Annotated in this window: 17 protein-coding genes; 12 read left to right on the top strand and 5 right to left on the bottom strand. The window is 67.6% G+C overall.

Going from position 1 to position 22,041, the window contains the following annotated elements; all coding sequences use genetic code 11:
* The first annotated feature begins 71 nt into the window (after positions 1-71).
* Together lpdA and JQ639_RS18815 are read left to right on the top strand one after the other, a co-directional pair.
* Entirely contained in the window at positions 72-1,493 is a 1,422-nt protein-coding gene (lpdA, locus tag JQ639_RS18820) for a dihydrolipoyl dehydrogenase (protein WP_211970502.1), read from the top strand.
* A gap of 184 nt (positions 1,494-1,677) precedes the next feature.
* On the top strand, positions 1,678-1,926 hold the full coding sequence (locus JQ639_RS18815; protein ID WP_211970501.1) for a hypothetical protein: 249 nt from the start codon (positions 1,678-1,680) through the stop codon (positions 1,924-1,926).
* A gap of 34 nt (positions 1,927-1,960) precedes the next feature.
* Here JQ639_RS18815 and JQ639_RS18810 read toward each other — a convergent pair whose 3' ends face one another.
* The 3 genes from JQ639_RS18810 to JQ639_RS18800 form a co-directional block, all read right to left on the bottom strand.
* Positions 1,961-2,818 carry a DMT family transporter gene (locus JQ639_RS18810; protein WP_211970500.1) on the bottom strand — a complete coding sequence of 286 codons (858 nt, stop codon included), beginning with the start codon at positions 2,816-2,818 and terminating at the stop codon, positions 1,961-1,963.
* Positions 2,815-3,339, bottom strand: a complete 525-nt coding sequence (locus JQ639_RS18805; RefSeq protein WP_211970499.1) for a MarR family winged helix-turn-helix transcriptional regulator — start codon at positions 3,337-3,339, stop codon at positions 2,815-2,817. Before JQ639_RS18805 ends, JQ639_RS18810 begins: the two co-directional genes overlap by 4 nt.
* A 160-nt stretch (positions 3,340-3,499) precedes the next feature.
* Positions 3,500-6,286: a CHAT domain-containing protein gene (locus JQ639_RS18800; protein WP_211970498.1), complete on the bottom strand. Its 2,787-nt coding sequence runs from the start codon at positions 6,284-6,286 to the stop codon at positions 3,500-3,502.
* 151 nt (positions 6,287-6,437) lie between these two features.
* Here JQ639_RS18800 and JQ639_RS18795 point away from each other — a divergent pair, with 151 nt between their 5' ends.
* From JQ639_RS18795 to JQ639_RS18775, 5 genes are all read left to right on the top strand, one after another.
* Positions 6,438-8,519 carry a caspase family protein gene (locus tag JQ639_RS18795; RefSeq protein WP_211970497.1) on the top strand — a complete coding sequence of 694 codons (2,082 nt, stop codon included), beginning with the start codon at positions 6,438-6,440 and terminating at the stop codon, positions 8,517-8,519.
* Positions 8,516-9,637: a hypothetical protein gene (locus tag JQ639_RS18790; RefSeq protein ID WP_211970496.1), complete on the top strand. Its 1,122-nt coding sequence runs from the start codon at positions 8,516-8,518 to the stop codon at positions 9,635-9,637. Before JQ639_RS18795 ends, JQ639_RS18790 begins: the two co-directional genes overlap by 4 nt.
* A 312-nt stretch (positions 9,638-9,949) precedes the next feature.
* The gene (gene ilvD / locus JQ639_RS18785; RefSeq protein WP_211970495.1) at positions 9,950-11,674 is read left to right on the top strand and encodes a dihydroxy-acid dehydratase; all 1,725 of its coding nucleotides are present in this window, start codon (positions 9,950-9,952) and stop codon (positions 11,672-11,674) included.
* Complete coding sequence (locus tag JQ639_RS18780; protein ID WP_211970494.1) at positions 11,661-12,479, top strand: tetratricopeptide repeat protein; 819 nt, start codon at positions 11,661-11,663, stop codon at positions 12,477-12,479. Before ilvD ends, JQ639_RS18780 begins: the two co-directional genes overlap by 14 nt.
* Positions 12,480-12,531: 52 nt before the next feature.
* Entirely contained in the window at positions 12,532-12,714 is a 183-nt protein-coding gene (locus JQ639_RS18775; protein WP_211970493.1) for a hypothetical protein, read from the top strand.
* Between the two features lie 87 nt (positions 12,715-12,801).
* On the opposite strand, the gene xth is transcribed toward JQ639_RS18775, so the two are convergent.
* Complete coding sequence (xth, locus tag JQ639_RS18770) at positions 12,802-13,593, bottom strand: exodeoxyribonuclease III (RefSeq protein ID WP_211970492.1); 792 nt, start codon at positions 13,591-13,593, stop codon at positions 12,802-12,804.
* 190 nt (positions 13,594-13,783) lie between these two features.
* Here xth and JQ639_RS18765 point away from each other — a divergent pair, with 190 nt between their 5' ends.
* The 3 genes from JQ639_RS18765 (at position 13,784) to JQ639_RS18755 (ending at position 18,352) form a co-directional block, all read left to right on the top strand.
* A complete protein-coding gene (locus tag JQ639_RS18765) occupies positions 13,784-14,914 on the top strand; it encodes an efflux RND transporter periplasmic adaptor subunit (RefSeq protein ID WP_211970491.1) in 1,131 nt (376 codons plus the stop codon).
* A gap of 4 nt (positions 14,915-14,918) precedes the next feature.
* Positions 14,919-18,047, top strand: coding sequence for an efflux RND transporter permease subunit (locus JQ639_RS18760; RefSeq protein ID WP_211970490.1), 3,129 nt, complete (start codon positions 14,919-14,921; stop codon positions 18,045-18,047).
* 65 nt (positions 18,048-18,112) lie between these two features.
* The gene (locus JQ639_RS18755; protein WP_211970489.1) at positions 18,113-18,352 is read left to right on the top strand and encodes a hypothetical protein; all 240 of its coding nucleotides are present in this window, start codon (positions 18,113-18,115) and stop codon (positions 18,350-18,352) included.
* Between the two features lie 83 nt (positions 18,353-18,435).
* Here JQ639_RS18755 and erpA read toward each other — a convergent pair whose 3' ends face one another.
* On the bottom strand, positions 18,436-18,765 hold the full coding sequence (gene erpA / locus JQ639_RS18750; protein ID WP_371745186.1) for an iron-sulfur cluster insertion protein ErpA: 330 nt from the start codon (positions 18,763-18,765) through the stop codon (positions 18,436-18,438).
* A gap of 113 nt (positions 18,766-18,878) precedes the next feature.
* Here erpA and JQ639_RS18745 point away from each other — a divergent pair, with 113 nt between their 5' ends.
* Together JQ639_RS18745 and argS are read left to right on the top strand one after the other, a co-directional pair.
* Complete coding sequence (locus JQ639_RS18745) at positions 18,879-20,087, top strand: deoxyguanosinetriphosphate triphosphohydrolase (protein ID WP_211970487.1); 1,209 nt, start codon at positions 18,879-18,881, stop codon at positions 20,085-20,087.
* A 114-nt stretch (positions 20,088-20,201) separates the two neighbouring features.
* Positions 20,202-21,989, top strand: a complete 1,788-nt coding sequence (gene argS / locus JQ639_RS18740; protein WP_211970486.1) for an arginine--tRNA ligase — start codon at positions 20,202-20,204, stop codon at positions 21,987-21,989.
* Positions 21,990-22,041: the final 52 nt, after the last annotated feature.

Below are 22,041 nucleotides of genomic sequence, written 5' to 3'. Positions count from 1 at the left end.
TTCTCTCCCCCTCAGACCTTCCTGCCTTCAGACCTTTCTGACCAAGATCCAGCCAGACAGAGATCCAGAGAATGGCCGATACATCCTTCGACGTCGTCATCATCGGCTCGGGGCCGGGCGGGTATGTGGCGGCCATCCGCGCCGCGCAGCTCGGCTTCAAGACCGCGATCGTCGAGAAGCAGTACCTCGGCGGCATCTGCCTGAACTGGGGCTGCATCCCGACCAAGGCGCTGCTGCGCTCGGCCGAGATCTACCACTACATGAAGCACGCCAAGGACTATGGCCTGTCGGCGGACAATGTCGCCTACGATCCCAAGGCCGTGGTGCAGCGTTCGCGCGGGGTGTCGAAGCAGCTCAATGACGGCGTCGGCTTCCTGATGAAGAAGAACAAGGTCACCGTGATCTGGGGCGAGGCTGTCATCGACGCGCCCGGCAAGTTCACGGTGAAGGCGTCGTCGGTCGCAGCCCCCAAGGGCGCGCTTGGCGCCGGCAGCTATGACGCCAAGCACATCATCGTCGCCACCGGCGCGCGGCCGCGCGTGCTGCCGGGCCTCGAGCCCGACAAGAAGCTGGTGTGGACCTACTTCGAGGCCATGGTGCCGGAGAAGATGCCGAAGTCGCTGCTGGTGGTCGGCTCCGGCGCGATCGGTGTCGAGTTCGCCTCGTTCTACCGCACCATGGGCGCCGAGGTGACCATCGTCGAAGTGCTGCCGCAGATCCTCCCGGTCGAGGATGCCGAGATCGCGACCTTCGCGCGCAAGGCGTTCGAGAAGCAGGGCATCAAGATCCGCGCCAATACCAAGGTCACCCGGCTCGACAAGAAGAGCGACAGTGTGGTTGCGACCCTCGATGACGGCAAGGGCAAGACCGAAACCATCGAGGTCGATCGTGTCATCTCCGCCGTCGGCGTCGTCGGCAACATCGAGGGCCTCGGGCTCGAGAAGCTCGGCGTCAAGACCGACCGCGGCTGCATCGTCATCGACGGCCACGGCAAGACCAACGTGCCGGGCATCTACGCCATCGGCGACGTCGCCGGTCCGCCGATGCTGGCGCACAAGGCCGAGCACGAGGGCGTGATCTGTGTCGAGGCGATCAAGGGTCTGCACCCGCACGCAATGGACAAGAACATGATCCCGGGCTGCACCTACTGCCACCCGCAGATCGCGTCCGTCGGCCTCACCGAAGCGAAGGCCAAGGAAGGCGGCCGCGAGATCCGTGTCGGCCGTTTCCCGTTCATCGGCAACGGCAAGGCGATCGCGCTCGGCGAGGATCAGGGCCTCGTGAAGGTGATCTTCGACAAGAAGACGGGACAGCTGCTCGGCGCCCACATGGTCGGCGCCGAGGTCACGGAGCTGATCCAGGGCTATGTCGTGGCGATGAACCTCGAGACCACCGAGGAAGAGCTGATGCACACCGTCTTCCCGCATCCGACCCTGTCGGAGATGATGAAGGAAGCGGTGCTCGACGCCTACGGCCGCGTGCTGAATATGTAGCCGTCGGGCTCGCCTGACTGCAAAATCATCAAGCCGTTCACGTTCGCGTCAAGGATGCCGCGAACGTCGCCGTGTCGCATGCCATGCGGCGATTGTAGCTCCTATCTGTCGGACGAGCGCGCAGGACAAGTCCGCTGCGTGGCTGCCTGCGCGCCGGGCGCAGGTGACAGGGTGGAGATTCTCCATGGCGTACAGGTCTTTTACGGTTCTTTCGGCTGCGGCGTTGCTGATCGCGGCGGCGCATTCTGCCACGGCGGGCGATCGTGGCGATGCGCGCAGGACGCGTGGCGACGTGACAACAGAGTCTCAGCAGCGTTCGCCGAGCGCCCGCACGCGGGACGCCTACGATGCGTGGCGGCCGGCGGTGCCGGCGGCGGCGCTCGACGAGGCTGCGCGCTATCGCGGCACCGTTCCGCAGATCGCGGGACACTGAACGGCGCGCTCCTCTTGGGGAGGCGCGCTGTGCCTCAGCGGCGCAGCACGAACAGGTTGCCGGCCAGAACGAAGGCTGCGCCCACGAGGATGCGTGTGTCGAGGTGCAAGCCCTCGAACAGCGCCGACAATCCCAGCGCGATCACCGGAACGACGGCGAGGGCGTAGGCGGCCTGACCCGGCCCGGTGCGCCGCACCAGCTCGAAGTACAGCATGAAGGCGACGCACGACCCCGCGACGGTGAGGTAGGCGAGGCTCGCCAGATACCGAAGCGAGCCGTCGAGCAGGAGCGGCGTGCCGTTGGCGAGCGCGAACGCCGCGCTCGTGGCCGCGCCAACCAGCGCGGCCCAGCCGAGCACGGCGACCGGCGGCAGTCCGGCGCGCTGGTTGCGTGCGCCGGTGACCGTGCCGCCCGCGGTCGCGATCGCGGCGGCGAGGGCCCACAGATACCCCGCGGCGTCGCCGGTGTCGGCACCGTGGATCTGCGGCGCGGCGATGATGGCGACGCCGGCGACCCCGCACCCGGCGCCCCACAGGAAGCCGGGCGTCAGCGGCGAGCCGAGCACGACCCGCCCCAGCAGCGCGGCGAACAGCGACGACAGCGACAGGATCACGGCAGCGAGGCCGCTGGGAATGTGGTGCACGGCCTCATAGAAGGCGACGAAGGCGAGCGAGAAGAACAGCGCGCCCTGCAGCGCCACATAGACACGATCGCGGCCCGGGATGCCGAGCGACAGGCCGCGCAGCCGGCCGTAGCCGAGCAGCAGCATGCCGGCGAGCGCCATGCGCAGGGCGACCGACCAGGGGGCCGGCGTGATGCCGGCCTGCATGGCCGTCGCTAGCGCGCCGCCGCCCCATAGCAGGGCGGTGATGGCGAACAGGAGACTGGTCATCGCCGGCCTGTGCGCTGCGCCAGCGCCTGCCAGCCGTCGGTCTCGATGCGTCGGCTGGTCTGCTCGAGCTTGTCCAGCGCGCGGTCCAGACTGTCACGTTCGCTGGTCGTCAGCGGCGCCAGCAGATCGGCCTCGATCGCGTGGCCGAGCGCCGCGATCTCGGCAAAGGCGCTGCGGCCACGCGCGGTGATGCGCAGGCTGGCGACACGGCGGTCGCGCCCGGCACTGCCACGGGTCGCGAAGCGAAGTTCGACCAGTTGCGCGATGCCGCGGCTGACCGCGAATGCATCGAGGCCACATGCGCGGCCGATGTCGGCGGCGCTCGCGCCGTCGTGGTCGGCGATGGCCGCCAGGATCCGCCAGCCGCCCTGACTGAGCCCGAAGCGTTCGCCATAGAATGCGGCGAGGGGGCGGGCGATCTGCGCGGCGACGATGAACAGGCGATAAGGCAGCCACGCGCCGAGGCGCAGCGGCAGGTCGGGCCGGGGGCGAGCCGGATGGCGGGCAGCCGGGCGCGTCATGAGTCTCTGCATAATGCTTGCATTGTGCAAATATACATCAGGCAACAAGCGTCCCGCGAGACCAAAATACAGGCGGTGGCAACACCCGGTCGGCGTCGGCGCGACCATCGTGACACGGCTTCGGTGGTGGGAAGGGCGGCGTCGGCCGGCCGTGCGATCGTCAGGCCGTCACGGTCAGCACCGGGCGGCCGATCAGCACGAACGGCGCCCACGCCAGCGCGTCGGCGACCGTCGCGGCTGGTGCCTCGTCGTCGAGCGGGCCGAGCGACAGGTCGCGCCCGTTGCGGCGCTGGCCGCGTTCGCTGGCGCCGGCCATCCATTGGCGCAGGGCGGCGCGGGCTCCATCCATCGCCGCGACGAGGTCGATCGCGCCGTGGTCGCGCTGCCGCAGGATGATCGCATACAGCTCCGTCATGAAGTGCTCGGCGACCGCGTCCTCGACCGGCCACAGGCAGGCAATGATGCTGGAGACGCCGGCCTCGGCGGCGGCGCCGGCGACGCCGGTCAGTTCGTGGCCATGCAGCGGACCGGCCAGGGCGGTGCTGCAGCCCGACAGCACCGCGAGACGGATCGAGACGTCGCGGGTGAACAGCTCATGCAGGCCGACCCAGCGCGGACCGTCGGCCTCGGCCAGCAGCACGCTGGCGCGGGCGCCGCGCCGGGCATCGCCCCGTCCGTGCAGGGCGAGATGCAGCAACTGATGATGGCCCGCCTTGAGGCGGGCGCGGATGTTGATGGCGCTGCAGTCGCCGCCGACCAGCGGCTCGGTTTTCAGCAGGTCGGCGATGGCCGCACACTCGCGCGCGGCGTGGGGCAGGTCGTGGCGGGAGTCGCCGCCGACCGTGGTGAGATCGCGCGGCGAGATGTCTCTTGCCGCGTACTGCAGCACGCCGATCGCCGGGATGGTGCTGATGGCAAAGCGTTCGCACCATGGCCGGCCGTCGAGCGGCACGAGATGTAGCGGGAGGTTGACGAGGAAGCTCGATGCCGACAGCAGGACGCGGCAGCGCTCGGGCAGCGCGGCGGCAATGGCGCCGACAAACGCGCGGAGGTCCGGGTCCTCGAGGCAATACTGCACCAGACGACGTGGACGCTCGTTGATGTCGCCGCGATCGGCTTGGTGGCCGGCCGCGACATTGGCGGCCACATGCACGGCGCGCACCCCGACCGCATCGACGAGATAGGCGGTCAGGCCATCCTTTTCGACCGTCAGCTCGGCGAAGACGGTCGGTGCGGTGCCGCCGAGGTCGGCGAGCAGGCTGATCGCGTCGGCGACACGGGGAAGCGTCTCGGATGCCGCTCCGGCGCGCTTGGCGGCGGCTTCGCCGACCCGCCGCGCCTTGATGGCCTGCAGGGTTTCGAACGCCTGGTCCGGCTGGCCTGCAAGGCGTAGCAGACGTGCAAGCTTGGGAAACACATCGGCATGGCCGCGCGCCACGTCGGAGCGGCCATCGCCGATCAGCACCTGCTGCTTGAGCGCCTCCGCCGCCGCGCAGGCGTCGCGGAAGTGCCGGATCGCCCGCGGCGGATTGCTGTCGGTGTAGTGATCGCCCAGCATGCGCTGGGCGACGAGGCGACCGCGGATGGTCATCTCGCCCTGTTGCTGCAGCGTCTCGATCTCGTCGGCGGCCTGCTGCGCGACCGTGCTCTGACCCGATGCGCGGGCCGCCGCCCACAGGCCGGCGAGACGGTTGGGCAGCTCGAACGGAATTGTCGGACGCTTGCCCTGCGCGAACTGGACCATCGTCTGGTAATTCTTCCGGGCGATCGGAATCGCCTCCTGGAAGAACTGCATGGCGAGGTCGTCGGCGTGATGTTCGGCGGCCATCTTGGCGAGCTGGGCGGCGACCGCGCCGGAATCTGCGGTTTCGAGCAGACGTGTCGGGGCATCGACGGGATATTCGGCGACAATCCGGACATGGGTTTCATGCAGCACCTTCGCGCGGGCGTAAAGTCCAAGCGGGCCGAGCGGATCGGATGCGTCGGCGCCGCCGAGCAGGATCGACGCCAGCGTGCCCGTCGCCATCATCTCGGAGCGGGCGAGGCCGAGCTGGCTCGCCTCGGTGCGGATCCGCTGGATCAGCTCCAGCGCCGGGCCGAGCCGGTTTCTGTCTGACAGCATGGCGGCTTCGTTGGCCATGAAGCGCAAGGCGAGGGCGACATCGCCGGCAACCCGTGCATCCCGTGCGCCGCGCTGGAAGGCCGCTCTGCTCTCTTCCCAGCGGTCGGTGTCCTTGGTGATGACGCCGGCGAAGAACAGGCTGTGGATCGGATGCCCGTCGGCCAGCCGCTGCTTGAGCGCGCGGGCAAAGCCACGGCGGTAGTGCGCGACGTCGATCGATTGCTGCGCGGCGGTCATATAGAGATCATAGGCGGTGCCGAACCAGGTCGCCGCCGCCGGGCGATCATCCAGAGTGACGTTGATGTTCGACAGGCTGAGCGCGTTGACGGCGCGCTGGTCCGGTGGGCCGTCGCGCAGCAGCACTTCCGCGCGTATCAGCAACGCCTTGGCCGTGGCGTGGTCGCCGAGGCGCGACAGCGCCATGGCGGCGTTGTCGAGCGCGATCGGCAGTTCGGGGCCTCCGCCGATCTCATCGAGATCGTCCACCTGCTGGCGCAAGACATTGGCGGCCAGCCGCAATTCGCCGATGTCGCCGAGCACGCGGGCATCGTTGGACCGAATGATGCGGCGGATCCGCGGATCGGTTTCGTGCGCGAGCGCCTCGCGATAACTGGCGCGCGCCGCGTCGAAATCGCCGAGATCCGCGAGAATGTTGCCGAGATTGTCGTGGGCGATGGAAATCGCCTTGTGCTCGCCGGCTGCTCCCGCCAGTGCACTCGCCTCGCGGTAGAGCAAGGCCGCGCCGCGCAGGTCGCCCGACTGCCGCCTCATGATGGCGGTCGCGAGGACAGTACGGACTTTCGCATCCTCGCGTTGCACGGCCATGACGACTCCGTTCGGAAACGACAGTGTTCGGAAACAAGAGTGTTCGGAAACGACAGTGCAAAGTGCTTTCCCGCGTGCGGGGAAGGCTGTACTCTACTCCTGGCTGTGGGGCATGGGAAGCATCCCGTGCAGTGCGGGTGGTGGTGCAGGGATGGCGAGGGCGTTGTACGCACTGCTGGTCGGCATCGACAAGTATCGCGGGCCGGTCTCGCAGCTCGATGGCTGCGTCAATGATATCGAATGTGTCGAGACGTTGCTGCGTGGTCTCGCAGGACGCGGCGACTTCGATTTGCGTCTCGTCCGCCTGACCAACGAGCAGGCGCTGCGCGCCGCCGTCATCCGCCAGTTTCGTGAGCACCTCGGACAGGCCGGCGCGGACGATGTCGCGCTGTTCTATTACTGCGGCCATGGTTCGCAGGAGAAAGCCCCGCCTGAGCTGTGGCATCTCGAGCCGGATCGCCTCAACGAAACGCTGGTTTGTCACGACAGCCGCGGCGGCGACAACTGGGATCTCGCCGATAAGGAACTGGCGTTTCTGATCAGCGATGTTGCGCGCACGGGCTGTCACGCTCTGTGCGTATTCGACTGCTGTCATTCCGGCAGCGGCACGCGCGATGCGGCGGATGAGCAGCATGGCATTCGCCATGCCCCGGCCCATCTGCGCGAGCGTCCGCTCGCGACGTTTCTCGATGGCGATCTGGCGGCCCGGCTGCAGCAGGGCGACGCGGCGGCGCCCGGCAGTTGGATCGCATGGCCGACCGGCCGTCACATCCTGCTCGCGGCGTGCCGCGCGGACGAGACGGCCAAGGAAGTGATCGCGGGCGGAGTGCCGCGCGGCGCCTTCACGGTCGCGCTCCTTGCCGCGCTCGAACAGGCGCAGGGCCGCATCAGCTATCACGACCTCATCAAGCGCGTGGAGAGCGAGGTTCGGCGCGTGGCCAGCCAGCAGGTGCCGCGGGCCGAGGCGACCGATCCGGCCGACCTGCTCAAGGGGTTCCTCGGCAATCCGGCCGCGGCGGACCGGCTTGCGTTCACACTGCGCTATGACACGCGAATGGGATGGGTCGTCGACGCCGGCGCCATCCATGGTTTGACCTGGCCGCATGGCGCGGACACCGCATGGTTCGCGATCACGGCGATCGCGGCTGACGCCGCCGTGTCCCCGGGCGTTCAGGCCTATGCGCGGGTGACAGCGGTGCGGCCCGAGCTGAGCCAGGTCGAGATCGCGCAAAGGCCGCCCCCCGGCCTGCCGACGGCGCAGGCGGGCGATGGCACGCTCGATCCCGGCACGACCTATCATGCGGCGCTGGTATCGACGCCACGGCCGCCGGTGGCGGTCCGGATCGGCGGTGATGCGGAAGCCGTCGCTGCGCTGCGCGCCGCGCTTGCGACGCGCGATGACTGGTCGGCGATGATCCGCGAGGGCGAGGCCGCCGATGCCACCATCGAGGCAACGGCGGCAGGCGGGGTCTATCGCATCCGCCACGTCTCGCCGCGCCGGTCGGCCGCGGCCAACGATGATGTTGCGGAGGTGGCGGATGCGGCACGTGCCGCGGCGCTGATCGCCCATCTCGCACGCTGGGAGCTGGTCGCCGGGATCGACAATCCCGGCAGCCTGCTCGGTCCGCAGGCGGTGCAGATCGTGGTCCATCTGCCGGTCGCGGCGAATGGCGCCGAGAGCTGGAGCGAGGCGGATGTCACGGGCGGCCTGCGGCTGGTCTATCGGCAGTTCGGCGGCAGCTGGCAGAAGCCGCGGCTGCGCCTTGCGTTGCGCAACGACACCGACCACGACCTGTATTGCGCGCTGGTGTGGCTCGGCGAGGATCATTCCATCAGTTCGATCCTGATGCCGGGCGGCGCCGAATTCATTCCGGCGAAGCGGCTGTTCGCCCTGCATAACGGACGCGACATCTACGCCTCCATTCCAGACGACAAGTGGCAGGCCGGACGCACGGAAGTGCGCGATGTGCTCAAGCTGTTCGTCAGCACCGAGCCGTTCGATCCGACGCTGTTCGACCAGCCGGCGTGGCGGAGCGTGGCGGCGCGCGGAGCGGGGCGGCCGCCGCGCAACGTGTTGGGCTGGCTGACGGCGCGCACGCGGGCGTTTTCGCTGACGCCGACGGAGACATTTCCGGAATGGGCGACGCGCGAGCTGCGCGCCGCCGTGATGCGACCGGCGGAGGGGGCGGATGCCCGGCCGGGCGGACGCGATGGACAGGAGACGATGCCTTGACCCAGACGATTGCCGAATGCCTTGCGCGCCTGTCACCCGATCCCTGGCGCACTGCGACGCCGTTCAGCCAGGAAATGGTGGAGGCGAACGAAAAGCTGTACGCCGCTCGCGACGAGGCCGAGGCGATCGCGGCGCTGCGCATCTGGCTCGGCAAATTCCAGCCCTGCCTGTTTGGCCGCATCGCTGCCAAGACCAGTCTTCTCAGCTACTGCATCCTGACCGAACAGGACCTGCAGTCGGACGACGAGACGATCCGCGGCAAGATCCAGGCGGCCCGCCAGCGCTGGACCCGTGAGGGCTATGAGGGCAAGAAGAGCGGCTTTGTCGTGCTGGCGGTGTCGCGCCGTCTCGCCGAGGCCGAGCCGGACAAGGCGATGCAGGATTTCGCGCTGCGGCTGTGCGAACTCTATCTGCTGGACGAGTTCACCACCGACACCATTCTGCTCGACCAGATCTTCCTGGAGAAGCCGGGCAAGGAGCGGGCGACGTGGATGTGGCGCACGGGGGTCAACGTGTTTGCCGCCGCCGCCGACAAGCGATGGTGGCAGGACCACCGCATTCCCGGAGGTCTTGGGTTTTCGGTCAATTCGGTTGGCCACATGGTGAAGTCGGGGCGGCTGGCGGAAGCGACCAAGGCGCTCGATGCGGCGTTCGACGACAACAGCGAGCCGTTCGCGCAGGGCACCGTCGATACCCTGGAGAAGGCGCTGGAGTTTGCGATGCGCACCATCGCCAACGCCTCGCCCGCGGTGTCCGGCAAGGCGACCGAACTGCTGCCGCGGTCCGATGGGCTGCCGGCCTGTCCAGTGGCGCTGCCGGCTTTCCTCGCCGACAAGAACCACTGCGCCTACACCGGCTTCTATCACACCGACATCACCGTGCCGTCGGACTACTTCCGGCCGGATGTGGAGCGGCCGACGGATGTGCCGCGCATTCCGCTCGATTTCACCTATCTGTTCAATTCCCATGTCGACAATCCGGCCTATCGGACCATGGGGACCGGGACCCGCATCCGTGGCGAGGCCGCGCCGACCAAGCTCACCCGTGCCGAGCCGCAGAGCGTTCCGATCGACACGCAGGAGCGTCTGGCGCGCGCGCTCGCCGCTGACCCGGGCTGACGGTCGCGGCGATAGCGGTACTGCTGTCCGTCGGTCGGACGCTGCGGCGCTGAACCTTTCGCCGGGTCCGCGGACGTATCTGAGGATGCCGCGGAGGGGTTGCGTAAGGTTGCTCGGCGGCAACGGATGTTGCGCGCCTGCCACACTCTTTGGACATTTAACCCTGGCCGCATGTGACGCTTGTGTCCGCCGCGATTTAGCCACACCCCTCCATGAAGCGTAAGTTGCAGGCCAAACGCTGCGACAACAACAAGCGTCGTGGAAGATCCTCCTTCGGGAGCGTTCCAGCGGGTGGCCGGGGAAACAGGCGTGATGGACGCGAAGACCGACATCAAGGGCCGGCTGCCCAGCCGCCATGTCACCGAGGGGCCGGAGCGCGCCCCCCATCGGTCTTACCTCTACGCCATGGGCCTGACGACGGCCCAGATCCACCAGCCTTTCGTCGGCGTTGCGTCCTGCTGGAACGAGGCCGCGCCCTGCAACATCGCCCTGATGCGCCAAGCCCAGGCGGTCAAGAAGGGCGTCGCCGCCGGGGGCGGCACGCCGCGCGAGTTCTGCACCATCACCGTGACCGACGGCATCGCCATGGGCCACGACGGCATGCGCTCGTCGCTGCCGTCGCGCGAGTGCATCGCCGATTCCGTCGAGCTGACCATGCGCGGCCACGCCTACGACGCCCTTGTCGGGCTCGCCGGCTGCGACAAGTCGCTGCCGGGCATGATGATGGCCATGGTCCGTCTCAATGTGCCGTCGATCTTCATCTACGGCGGCTCGATCCTGCCGGGCACCTTCCGCGGCCAGCAGGTCACCGTGCAGGATATGTTCGAGGCCGTCGGCAAGCATTCGGTCGGCGCGATGTCGGACGCCGACCTCGACGAGATCGAGCGCGTCGCCTGTCCGTCCGCCGGCGCCTGCGGCGCCCAGTTCACCGCCAACACCATGGCGACCGTCTCCGAGGCGATCGGCCTCGCGCTGCCGTACTCGGCCGGCGCGCCGGCGCCCTACGAGATCCGGGATTCCTTCTGCATGGCCGCCGGCGAGCAGGTGATGCAGCTGATCGCGGCGAACCTCCGCCCGCGGGACATCGTCACCCGCAAGTCGCTGGAGAATGCCGCCGCCGTCGTCGCCGCGTCCGGCGGATCGACCAACGCGGCGCTGCACCTGCCGGCGATCGCCCATGAAGCGGGCATCGCATTCAATCTGTTCGACGTTGCCGAAATCTTCAAAAAGACACCGTATGTCGCTGATTTGAAGCCCGGCGGCCGTTATGTCGCCAAAGATCTGTTTGAAGTTGGTGGCATACCGCTCCTGATGAAAACGCTGCTGGATCACGGCTATCTTCATGGCGACTGCATGACCGTCACCGGTCGGACGATCGCCGAAAACCTGAAGTCCGTGAAATGGAATGCCGATCAGGACGTGGTGCGTTCGGCTGACGCACCGATCACCGTGACCGGTGGCGTCGTCGGCCTGCAGGGTAATCTCGCTCCAGAAGGAGCGATCGTGAAGGTTGCGGGTATGGCCAACCTGAAGTTCTCCGGACCGGCGCGCTGCTTCGACCGCGAAGAGGATGCGTTCGCCGCCGTGAAGGGCCGTACCTACCGCGAAGGCGAAGTGATCGTGATCCGCTATGAGGGGCCGCGCGGCGGCCCCGGCATGCGCGAGATGCTGCAGACCACCGCGGCGCTGACCGGGCAGGGCATGGGCGGCAAGATCGCCCTCATCACCGACGGACGTTTCTCGGGTGCGACGCGCGGCTTCTGCATCGGCCATGTCGGGCCGGAGGCTGCCATCGGCGGCCCGATCGCGCTCATCGAGGACGGCGACATCATCGACATCGACGCTGTGGCGGGCACGCTGAACGTGCGGTTGTCCGACCAGGAACTCACGAACCGCAAGGCGAAGTGGGCGCCGCGGGCGACCAGCCACACCTCCGGCGTGCTCTGGAAATATGCCCAGCAGGTGGGACCGGCCGTGAGCGGCGCCGTGACGCATCCCGGCGGCGCCGCAGAGAAGCAGCAATATGCGGACATCTGACCATATCGCCGCCGTCGCGCTGATTTCGGCCGCGCTATTCGCCGCGCCGGCACTGGCGTTCGAGGGCACCGCGGTGAGCGGCGCCGATGCCGCCCTTCCGGTGGTCGCAGCGCAGCCGAATGGCGCCGCGGGCCTCAAGAAGGCGGTTGCGCCGGTGACCCAGTCGACCGCGCTGTCGTCACTGCAGTACGCCGCCGAGGGTGGCCATCCGGTGGCGCAGTGGAAGCTCGGTCAGATGTATGCCACGGGCGACGGCGTCGCCCAGGACGACCTGCGCGCGTTCGACTATTTCAGCAAGATCGCCAACGCCCATGCCGAAGACAGCCCGTCGATGCCGCAGGCGGGGATCGTCGCCAACGCCTTCGTGGCGCTCGGCCGCTACTATCTCGACGGCATTCCCAATACCCGCGTGAAGGCCGATCCGGAGCGGGCACGGGAGATGTTCTCCTATGCCGCGTCGTACTTCGGCAATGCCGATGCCCAGTACAATCTGGCGCGGCTCTATCTCGACGGTGTCGGCATCCCCCGGGATCCGAAATACGGTGTGCGCTGGCTCGGCCTTGCGGCCCAGAAGGGTCAGCATCAGGCCCAGGCCCTGCTGGGGCAGATGCTGTTCAACGGCGTCAACCTGCAGCGCCAGGCCGCGCGCGGCCTGATGTGGCTGACGCTCGCCCGCGACAGCGCCACGACGGACGAGGCCTGGATCAAGGAAAGCTACAACGCGGCGATCGCCAAGGCCTCGGAGAACGACCGCGCCATGGCGCTGCAGATGCTCGAGCGCTGGGTCCAGGGCCGTCGCGACTGACGGGCGGTTTGGCGTTGCCGACGGCTTTGCGTCAGTCGAACGGAGACTGCCGATGTTGACTGCCATCGCCATTCTCGTGACCATTGTGTCGATGCACCTGTCGGCCGGCATGGCCCGGCGGCGCGGCCGCTCGGTGCGCGCTTGGATGGTGGTTGCGGCCATCGTCGGCCCCCTTGGGCTGCCGTTGCTGTGGCTGTTGCCGGCCCGTTCCGCCGCCGCGCACATCTGTGCCTGAGCCCGCTCGCCGGGCTGACGCCTGGCAACCCGACCATCGCTGGGGCGTCGGTCGAGCGCGTCTGATCGCTGCGACCTGTTGACGCGGTCAGGCTGGATCGAGGTCGAGATCGATCCACACCGGCACGTGGTCCGACGGCTTCTCCCACGCCCTGACATGGCGATCGATGCCGACCGCGGTGAGGCGGTCGCTGGCCTGCGGCGACAGCAGCAGGTGGTCGATGCGGATGCCGTTGTTTTTCTGCCAGGCGCCGGCCTGGTAGTCCCAGAAGGTGTACTGGCCCGCTTCGTCGGTCACGGCGCGCAGGGCGTCGGTGAGGCCGAGGTCGAGGAGAGCCTGAAAGCGTTCGCGCGTGGTCGGCAGGAACAACGCGTCCGAGGCCCATGCCGCCGGGTTGTGGACGTCGCGGGGCTGCGGAATGACGTTAAAGTCGCCTGCGAGGATGAACTGCTCTTCTGCTTGAAGATGCTTCTTCGAATAATCAAGAAGCCGAGACATCCATTTGAGTTTATAGGGATATTTCTCCGTATTCGGCGGGTTGCCGTTGGGCAGGTAGAGGCATGCGACGCGCAGGCTGCCGCCTTTCACCGAGACGATGCCTTCGAGGAAACGGGCATGGACGTCGTCGGGGTCGCCGGCAAGGCCTGGCTGTGTCTCGTCGAACGGCAGGCGCGACAGCAGCGCCACGCCGTTGAAGGTCTTCTGGCCGTGGGTGACGACGTTGTAGCCGAGCGCCTCGATCGGCTCGCGCGGAAACGCGTCGTCGACGCACTTGATCTCCTGCAGGCAGACGATGTCGGGCGAGGTTTCCTTGAGCCAGGTCAGCAGGTGGTCGAGCCGCTGGCGGATCGAATTGACGTTCCAGGTGGCTATCCGCATGGGTCCCCGCACTGTCTCGTGCACGATGAATGACAGGTCCGTGGCGTACCACGACTGAAACGGATGTGATAAGCCGGGCGCCGCAGTTCGCGGGGACGCGGCCGTGATTTCTGCGGATAACAACAATGTGGGGGCGTCGGACGAGCCGCGGAACGCGACCGGCCGAACGGACAATAAGAAAAGCCAGAGAATGAAGACACGTCATCTGCTGATTGCGGTGGGCCTGATCGGTGTGGTCGGGGTCGGCGCGATGTTTACCCGTGGTTCCTGGTCGGGCACGGGCGAGCGGGCCCAGGGGCCGGCGAGGGTCCGGAGCGTTTCCGTCGAGACCGCGAAGGCCGAGCGCCGTTCCGTGCCGGTCGACGTCGACGCCATCGGCACGGTGACGCCGATCGCCAGCGTCGCGTTGAAGTCGCGGCTGGAGACCACCATCGTCGGGGTCCACTTCGAGGACGGTGCGCTGGTCAAGGAAGGTGACCTGCTGTTCACCCTCGACGCCCGTCAGCTCGACGCCCAGATCGCCCAGGCCGAGGGCACGCTCGCCCGTGACCAGGCCCAGCTTGCCGGCGCCGAGCGCGACCTGCGCCGCTACACCGACCTCGTCGCCAAGGGGGCGACCACCCAGGTCAACCTCGACAACGCCAAGACCCAGGTCGACGTCCTGCAGGCGACCATCCAGGCCGACCAGTCGGCTCTCGACAACCTCCGCGTCCAGAAGACCTTCACGCTGATCCGCGCGCCGATCACCGGTCGCGTCAGCGCCGCCGCGGTCAAGGCCGGGAACTTCGTGCGTCCGGCTGATGTCGCCGCGCTCGCGACCATCAACCAGATCGCGCCGGTCTACGTCACCTTTGCGGTTCCGCAGCGTGTGCTCGGCGAGCTGCGCGACGGCATGGATGCGGGTGGCGCGCGCGTGGTCGCGACTGTTCCAGGCACCCAGCGCTCCGAGACCGGCAAGGTCGCGATGGTGGAGAACACCGTCGACGCCACCACCGGCATGATCACGGTGCGCGGGGTGATGGACAACACCAGCGAGACGCTGTGGCCGGGCACGCTGGTGTCGAGCAAGCTGATCGTGCGCACTGAGCACGCCGTGGTGGTGCCGTCGGTCGCGATCCAGCGCAGCCAGGCCGGCAACTTCGTCTTTGTCATCAAGGACGGCGCGGCGCGGGTGCAGCCGGTCAAGGTGCTGCGCACGTCGCAGGGGCTGTCGGTGGTCGAGACAGGCCTCGCCGGCGGCGAGGACGTGGTGATCGACGGCCAGTTGCTGCTGTCCGACGGCACGCGGGTCGAGATCCGGCCGCGCCGCGCGGGAGCCTGACGCCATGAACCTGTCGGAGCTGTCCATCCGTCGCCCGGTCATGACGACGCTGCTGACGGCGTCGATCATCGCCTTCGGCGTGTTCGCCTTCCGCCTGCTGCCGGTGTCGGCGCTGCCGAAGGTCGATTTTCCGACCATCGCGGTCACCGCGACGCTGCCCGGCGCCAGCGCCGATACCATGGCAGCCTCGGTGGCCGGTCCGATCGAGCGGCAACTCTCGACCATCGCCGGCATCTCGTCGATGTCGTCGTCGTCGTCCCAGGGCGCGACCTCGATCACCATCCAGTTCGACCTCAACCGCAACATCGATGCGGCCTCGCTCGACGTGCAGACCGCGCTGACCATCGCCCAGCGCCGCCTGCCGGTCGAGATGATCACGCCGCCGAGCTTCCGGAAGGTCAACCCGGCCGACTTCCCGGTGCTGTTCGTCTCGCTGGGGTCCGACACGCTGCCGCTGTCGACCGTCAACGAGTACGGCGACATCACCATGGCGCAGGCGCTGTCGCAGATCCCGGGCGTCGCCCAGGTGCTGATCTACGGCAGCCAGAAGTTCGCCATCCGCGTCCAGGCCGATCCCGAGGCCGCGGCCGCGCGCGGCCTGTCGCTGGAGGACATCCGCGCCGCCGTGCAGCGCGCCAACTCCTCGACGCCGGTCGGCACGCTCAACGGCCCGCACCAGGATATCGCGCTGCAGGCCTCCGGCCAGCTCGACAAAGCGCGCGACTACAGCCAGGTGGTGGTCGCCTGGCGCAACGGCTCGCCGGTCAAGCTCGAGGAAGTGGCGCGGGTCTACGACAGCGTCGAGAACGACAAGATCGCGACCTGGCTGGACGGCAAGCGCGCCGTCGTGCTCGCCATCCAGAAGCAGCCCGACGCCAACACCGTCGCCGTGGTCGACGCGGTGAGGGCGCGGCTGCCGGCGCTGCGGGCGCAGATTCCGCCGTCAGTCGAGGTCAACGTGATGATGGACCGCTCGGTCTCCATCCGCCAGGCGGTGACCGACGTCGAGGAGACGCTGCTGATCGCCATCGCGCTGGTGATCCTGGTGATCTTCCTGTTCCTGCGCTCCGCGTCGGCGACCTTCATTCCCGCGCTGGCGGTGCCGATCTCGCTGGTCGGCACCTTCGCGGCCATGTACCTGCTCGACTTCTCGATCAACAACATGACGCTGCTGGCGCTGACGCTGTCGGTGGGGTTCGTGGTCGACGACGCCATCGTCATGCTCGAAAATATCGTGCGCCATATCGAGGAGGGCATGCGGCCGTACGAGGCCGCGCTCAAGGGCGCGCGCGAGATCGGCTTCACCATTCTCTCGATCACTTTCTCGCTCATCGCCGTGTTCATCCCGGTGCTGCTGATGGGCGGCATCGTCGGGCGCGTGTTCCGCGAGTTCGCCGTCACCATTTCGATGGCGATCATCGTCTCAGGCTTCGTGTCGCTGACGCTTACGCCGATGCTTTGCGCCCGTCTGCTCAAGCCGCACGATCCGGCGGAGCGGCCCAATGTCGTGCTGCGGGCCTTCGAGGCGGCGTTCGCGCAGTGGCTGCGGGCCTATGAATGGGCGCTCGACCGCGTGCTGGCGCACAAGTTCGCGATGCTGCTGGTGACCTTCGCGACCCTTGCAGGCACCGTATGGCTCTACACCGCGGTGCCCAAGGGCTTCTTCCCGCAGGAGGACACCGGCTTCCTCACCGGCATCACCGAGGCGGCGACCGACACCTCGTTCGAGGCGATGTCGGCACGCCAGCAGGTGCTCGCCGGCCTGATCAAGCAGGATCCGGCGGTCGAGTACGTCAACAGCACGGTGGGCTCGGGCGGCCCCAACAGCACCGCCAACTACGGCCGTTTGTTCGTGGCGCTGAAGCCGCTGGGCCAGCGTGAGCCGGCGCCGGTGGTGATGGCGCGCCTGCGCCAGACTGCGACCCAGGTGCCCGGGCTGCGGGCGTTCTTCCAGGGCATCCAGAACCTCAATATCGGCGGCCGGGTGTCCAAGGGACAGTACCAGTACGTGATGCAGAGCAGCGACACCGAGGCGCTGTATCGCCTCGCGCCGGAGATGCGCGACAGGATCGCCAGGATCCCCGGGCTGCTCGACGTCAACGACGACCTCTACATCAAGAACCCGCAGATGACGGTCGACATCGACCGCGAGAAGGCCGCGGTCTACGGCGTCACGGCGGATCAGGTGCGCAACCAGCTGTTCAATGCCTACGGCGCGCGGCAGGTCGGCACCATCTACATGCCGACGAACGACTACCAGATCATCCTCGAGGTCCAGCCCCAGTTCCGGATCGATCCGACGGATCTGTCCAAGCTCTACATGAAGACCGCCGACAACCGGGTCATTCCGCTCGATGCGGTGGCACGGCTGGTGCCGACGGTCGGGCCGCTGCAGATCAACCACCAGGGCCAGCAGCCTGCGGCGACGATTTCGTTCAACCTGCCGCCGGGCGTATCGCTGGGCTATGCGGTCGACAAGATCACCGAGCTCGAACAGGCGTCGAACCTGCCGCTGACCATCGCCACCGGATTTTCCGGCACCGCGCAGGTGTTCCAGGAATCGCTGCGCGGGCAAGGCGTGCTGATCCTCGCCGCGGTGTTCGCAGCCTTCGTCATTCTCGGCATCCTCTACGAGAGCTTCATCCATCCGATCACCATCATCTCGGGTCTGCCGTCGGCCGGCATCGGCGCGCTGCTGACACTGATGGCGTTCAACATGGATCTGTCGGTGATCGCGATGATCGGCATCGTCATGCTGGTCGGCATCGTCAAGAAGAACGCCATCATGATGGTCGACTTCGCGCTGGAACGCCGCCGCGCCGGTCTCAGTGCCGAGCATGCCATCCGCGAGGCAGCGCTGCTTCGGTTCCGGCCGATCATGATGACGACATTCGCGGCGATCTTCGGCACGTTGCCGATCGCGCTCGGTGCCGGCGCGGGCGCCGAACTGCGTCAGCCGCTCGGTGTCGCGGTGGTCGGTGGTCTGTGCCTGTCGCAGATCCTGACGCTGTTCATCACGCCGGTGGTCTACATCTACCTTGATCGCATCGATCGTCGTCTCAAGCGGCGTCTCGATCCGGAACTGCAGGACGCCACGGACACGGAACGACCGCGCATCGTCGCGGCGGAATGAGCGTCGCCTCGCTCCCGGGCTTGCTGTATACTCGCGCCCATCCGTAACGGCAGACGGAGCCGAGCATGGCGACGATCGAGCGCGAGTTCTACCGGGAAGCGCGGGGACCGGCCCCCGGAGACATCGACACCTGGCGGCTGATCTTCGACCAGTCGTCCGCGCGTCTCCTTGTCTGTCACGAGTGGCAGACCGAGCGGCATGCCGGTGTCGACGAGTTCGCGATCGATGATTTCCTGGCGGAGAAGGGCGCCGCGCCGCAGGCGCTGAAGGTGCTGCTGTTCGGCGAGGCGACGGTCGACGTCTGAGCAGGCACCCGCGCCCCCGACGCATCAAGGACGCGCGACGTCCGCCGCTGCCCGCGCCGGACCGGATCAGATCGCAGGATCGATCAGATCGAGAAGCTGGTGCCGCAGCCGCATGACGCCGTGGCGTTCGGATTGTTGACGCGGAACGAGGCGCCGATCAGGTCGTCGACGAAATCGACCTCCGAGCCCGACAGGAAGTTTACCGAGGTCGGATCGACCAGCACGACCGCGCTGTCACGGGCGATCACAAGATCATCGTCCGCCTGGTCGCGGGCGATGTCGAACTTGTACTGGAAGCCCGAACAGCCGCCGCCCTCGACACTGATCCGCAGCATCGCGCCTGCGCCTTCGGATTTCAGAATCTCTCCGATTCGCTTTGCGGCCCGCTCGGAAATGGTCACGTTGCCGGTCATCCGGTGCTCCGTCATCATCGCGCGGGGATTGGAATGGCAAGGTTTGAATCTCCCGCAACTCATAGTTAAGTGCGGAACGAGCCGGAATCAAATGCTGGAAAAGGGGAAAAACCGTGTCCGTCGGAATGGCTGCCCCCCGCGCGGCTTATGCCTGCGACCCCGATGCCAGCCGTGGCCGGCTGCACGAGGAGCCGCCGAGCCGCACCCGCAGCCCGTTCCGGCGTGATTGCGACCGCGTCATCCATGCCAATGCCTTTCGCCGGCTCAAGCACAAGACCCAGGTCTTCGTCTTCCATGAAGGCGATCATTTCCGGACCCGTCTGACCCACTCGCTGGAGGTCGCCCAGATCGCCCGGGCGATCGCCCGCCAGCTCGGCGTCGACGAGGACCTTACCGAGGCGCTGGCGCTCGCCCATGATCTCGGCCATCCGCCGTTCGGCCATGCCGGCGAGCGCGCCCTCGACGCCTGCCTGGAGGCCCATGGCGGCTTCGATCATAACGCCCAGGCGCTGCGGGTGGTGACGCGGCTCGAGCACCGCTATCCGCTGTTCGATGGTCTCAACCTGACCTGGGAGGCCCTCGAAGGCATCGTCAAGCACAACGGGCCACTGACCGACCGCGACGGCCGGCCGGTCGGACGCTACCGCGAGCAGGGCATCCCGCGGGACATCGCCAACTATGTGGCGGGGCACGATCTGGAGCTGTGGAGCTTCGCCTCCGTGGAGGCCCAGATCGCGGCGGTCGCCGACGATATCGCCTACAACGCCCACGACATCGATGACGGCTTGCGCGCCGGGCTGTTCCTGGTCGACGACCTCCGCGCCATCGCCGCGACCGCCGAGATGATCGCGCCGATCGACGAGCGCTACCCCGGGCTCGACGAGGGCCGGCGCGGGGCGGAACTGGTGCGCGAGCTGATTTCCTTCCAGATCGAGTCCGTGGTCGCCGAGGCGCGTCGGCGGATCGGGGAGGCGCGTCCGGCGTCAGCCCAGGAGGTGCGGAACCAGCCGGCCGCGCTGGTCGCCTTCGGAGCGGCGGCGGCTGCCGCCGACGCGGCGATCAAGGGCTTCCTCTATGAGCGAATGTACCGCCATGCCCGGGTGATGCGGATCATGGGCGACGCCGAGGACATCGTCTGCGAGCTGTTCGCCCGCTACCAGAAGACCCCGCGGGACCTGCCGCCGGAGTGGCTGGCCTTCGCCGGGGCGGTCGGGGAGGCCGACCGCACCCGCCGAATTGCCGATTTCATTGCCGGAATGACCGACCGTTTCGCCATGGTCGAACATGCCCGTCTCTTTGACTCGACCCCGGATTTGCGTTAGGCGGCCCCTCGTCGGCCTCGTGGATCTGGCATTCACGCCCCGCTTGTCGCGGGCGCGCAACGCGAATGGCGGATCCGGTACTCCATTGCTGTGGCCGAAGGGATCACGGACGACATGACCACTTCCACCGTTCACATTTTCGCCGACGTGCTGGCGCGGGTGCATGACATCTGCCGCGCCCTGATTGCCGAGGGTACGCTGCCGGAGACGGTCGACCTGTCGCGCGTGGTGGTCGAGCCGCCGCGCGATGCCAGCCACGGCGACATGGCGACCAACGTCGCCATGGTGCTGGCCAAGGACGCCAGGGCGAAGCCGCGCGACCTCGCCGAAAAGGTGGCGGAGCGGCTGCGTGCCGATGCGCTGGTCGAGGCCGTCGAGATCGCGGGGCCCGGATTCATCAACCTGACGCTGAAGCCGTCGGCCTGGACCGATGCGCTGCGCGCCGTGCTCGCCGCCGGCCGCGGCTATGGCCGCAGCGGGATTGGCGCGAAGGAAAAGATCAACGTCGAGTACGTCTCGGCCAATCCGACCGGCCCGATGCATGTCGGCCACTGCCGTGGCGCGGTGTTCGGCGATGCGCTGGCGAGCCTGCTCGACTTCGCCGGCTACGACGTCACGCGCGAGTACTACATCAACGACGCCGGCGCCCAGGTCGACGTGCTGGCGCGCTCGGCGTTCCTGCGCTACCGCGAGGCGCTCGGCGAGGCCATCGGCGAGATTCCGGAAGGTCTCTATCCCGGCGACTATCTCAAGCCGGTCGGCGAGGCGCTGGCACGGGAATATGGCGACCGCCTCACGAAGCAGTCGGAAGCTGAATGGCTGCCGGTGGTGCGCGACAAGGCCATCGCCATGATGATGGACGAGATTCGCCTGGATCTCGCCGCGCTCAACGTGCGCCATGACCTGTTCTTCTCCGAACGCTCGCTGCAGGGCGCGGGCGGCGGCGAAGTCGCGGCTGTGATCGATAAGCTGCGCGCCCAGGGCGACGTCTATGAAGGCCGCCTGCCGCCGCCGAAGGGCGCGCCGGTCGAGGACTATGAGGATCGCGAGCAGACGCTGTTCCGCGCCACCGCGTTCGGCGACGACGTCGACCGTCCCCTGAAGAAGTCGGACGGCAGTTTTACGTATTTCGCCTCTGACATCGCCTATCACAAGAACAAGTTCGACCGCGGCTTTGCCAACATGGTCGACGTCTGGGGCGCCGATCACGGCGGCTACATCAAGCGGGTGCAGGCGGCGATCGCCGCGGTCACCGGCGGCAAGGGCACGCTCGACGTCAAGATCGTGCAGCTCGTGCGGTTGCTGCGCAACGGCGAGCCGGTCAAGATGGCGAAGCGCGCCGGCAATTTCGTCACGCTCCGTGCAGTGGTGGACGAGGTCGGCTGCGACGCCGTCCGTTTCATGATGCTGTTCCGCAAGAATGACGCGCTGCTGGATTTCGATCTTGCCAAGGTGATCGAGCAGTCCAAGGACAACGCGGTGTTCTACGTGCAGTACGGCCACGCCCGCGGCCACTCGATCTTCCGCAACGCGCGCGAAGCGCTGCCCGACTTCCCGGAGGACGAGGCGGCGCGGGGGGCGCTGCTGCAGGGCGCCAGTCTCGGCCGGCTGTCGGACGCCGCCGAGCTCGGCCTGATGCGGCGCCTGGCGCTCTATCCGCGGATCGTGGAGGCGGCGGCGCTTGCGCATGAACCCCACCGAATCGCATTTTACCTGTATGATCTGGCCAGCGAATTTCACGCGCTCTGGACCAGGGGTCGTGATTTGCCTCATTTACGCTTCATTATAACTAATGATGCAGAAATCACGCTTGCGCGACTGGCTCTGGTTCAGGGCGTCGTCTCGGTGCTGGCATCAGGTCTCGCCGTGCTCGGCGTCCAGGCACCGGACGAGATGCGATAAGCGAGGGGGATACGCCGGTCACAAGGGGACTGTGATGGCGGTCAGCGGCAAC

Origin of the sequence: Bradyrhizobium sp. U87765 SZCCT0048 (genome assembly GCF_018131225.1) — a bacterium.
Lineage (GTDB): Bacteria > Pseudomonadota > Alphaproteobacteria > Rhizobiales > Xanthobacteraceae > Bradyrhizobium_A.
The sequence above is the reverse complement of the archived record's forward strand: the minus strand, read 5'-3'. Positions and strand labels throughout refer to the sequence as shown.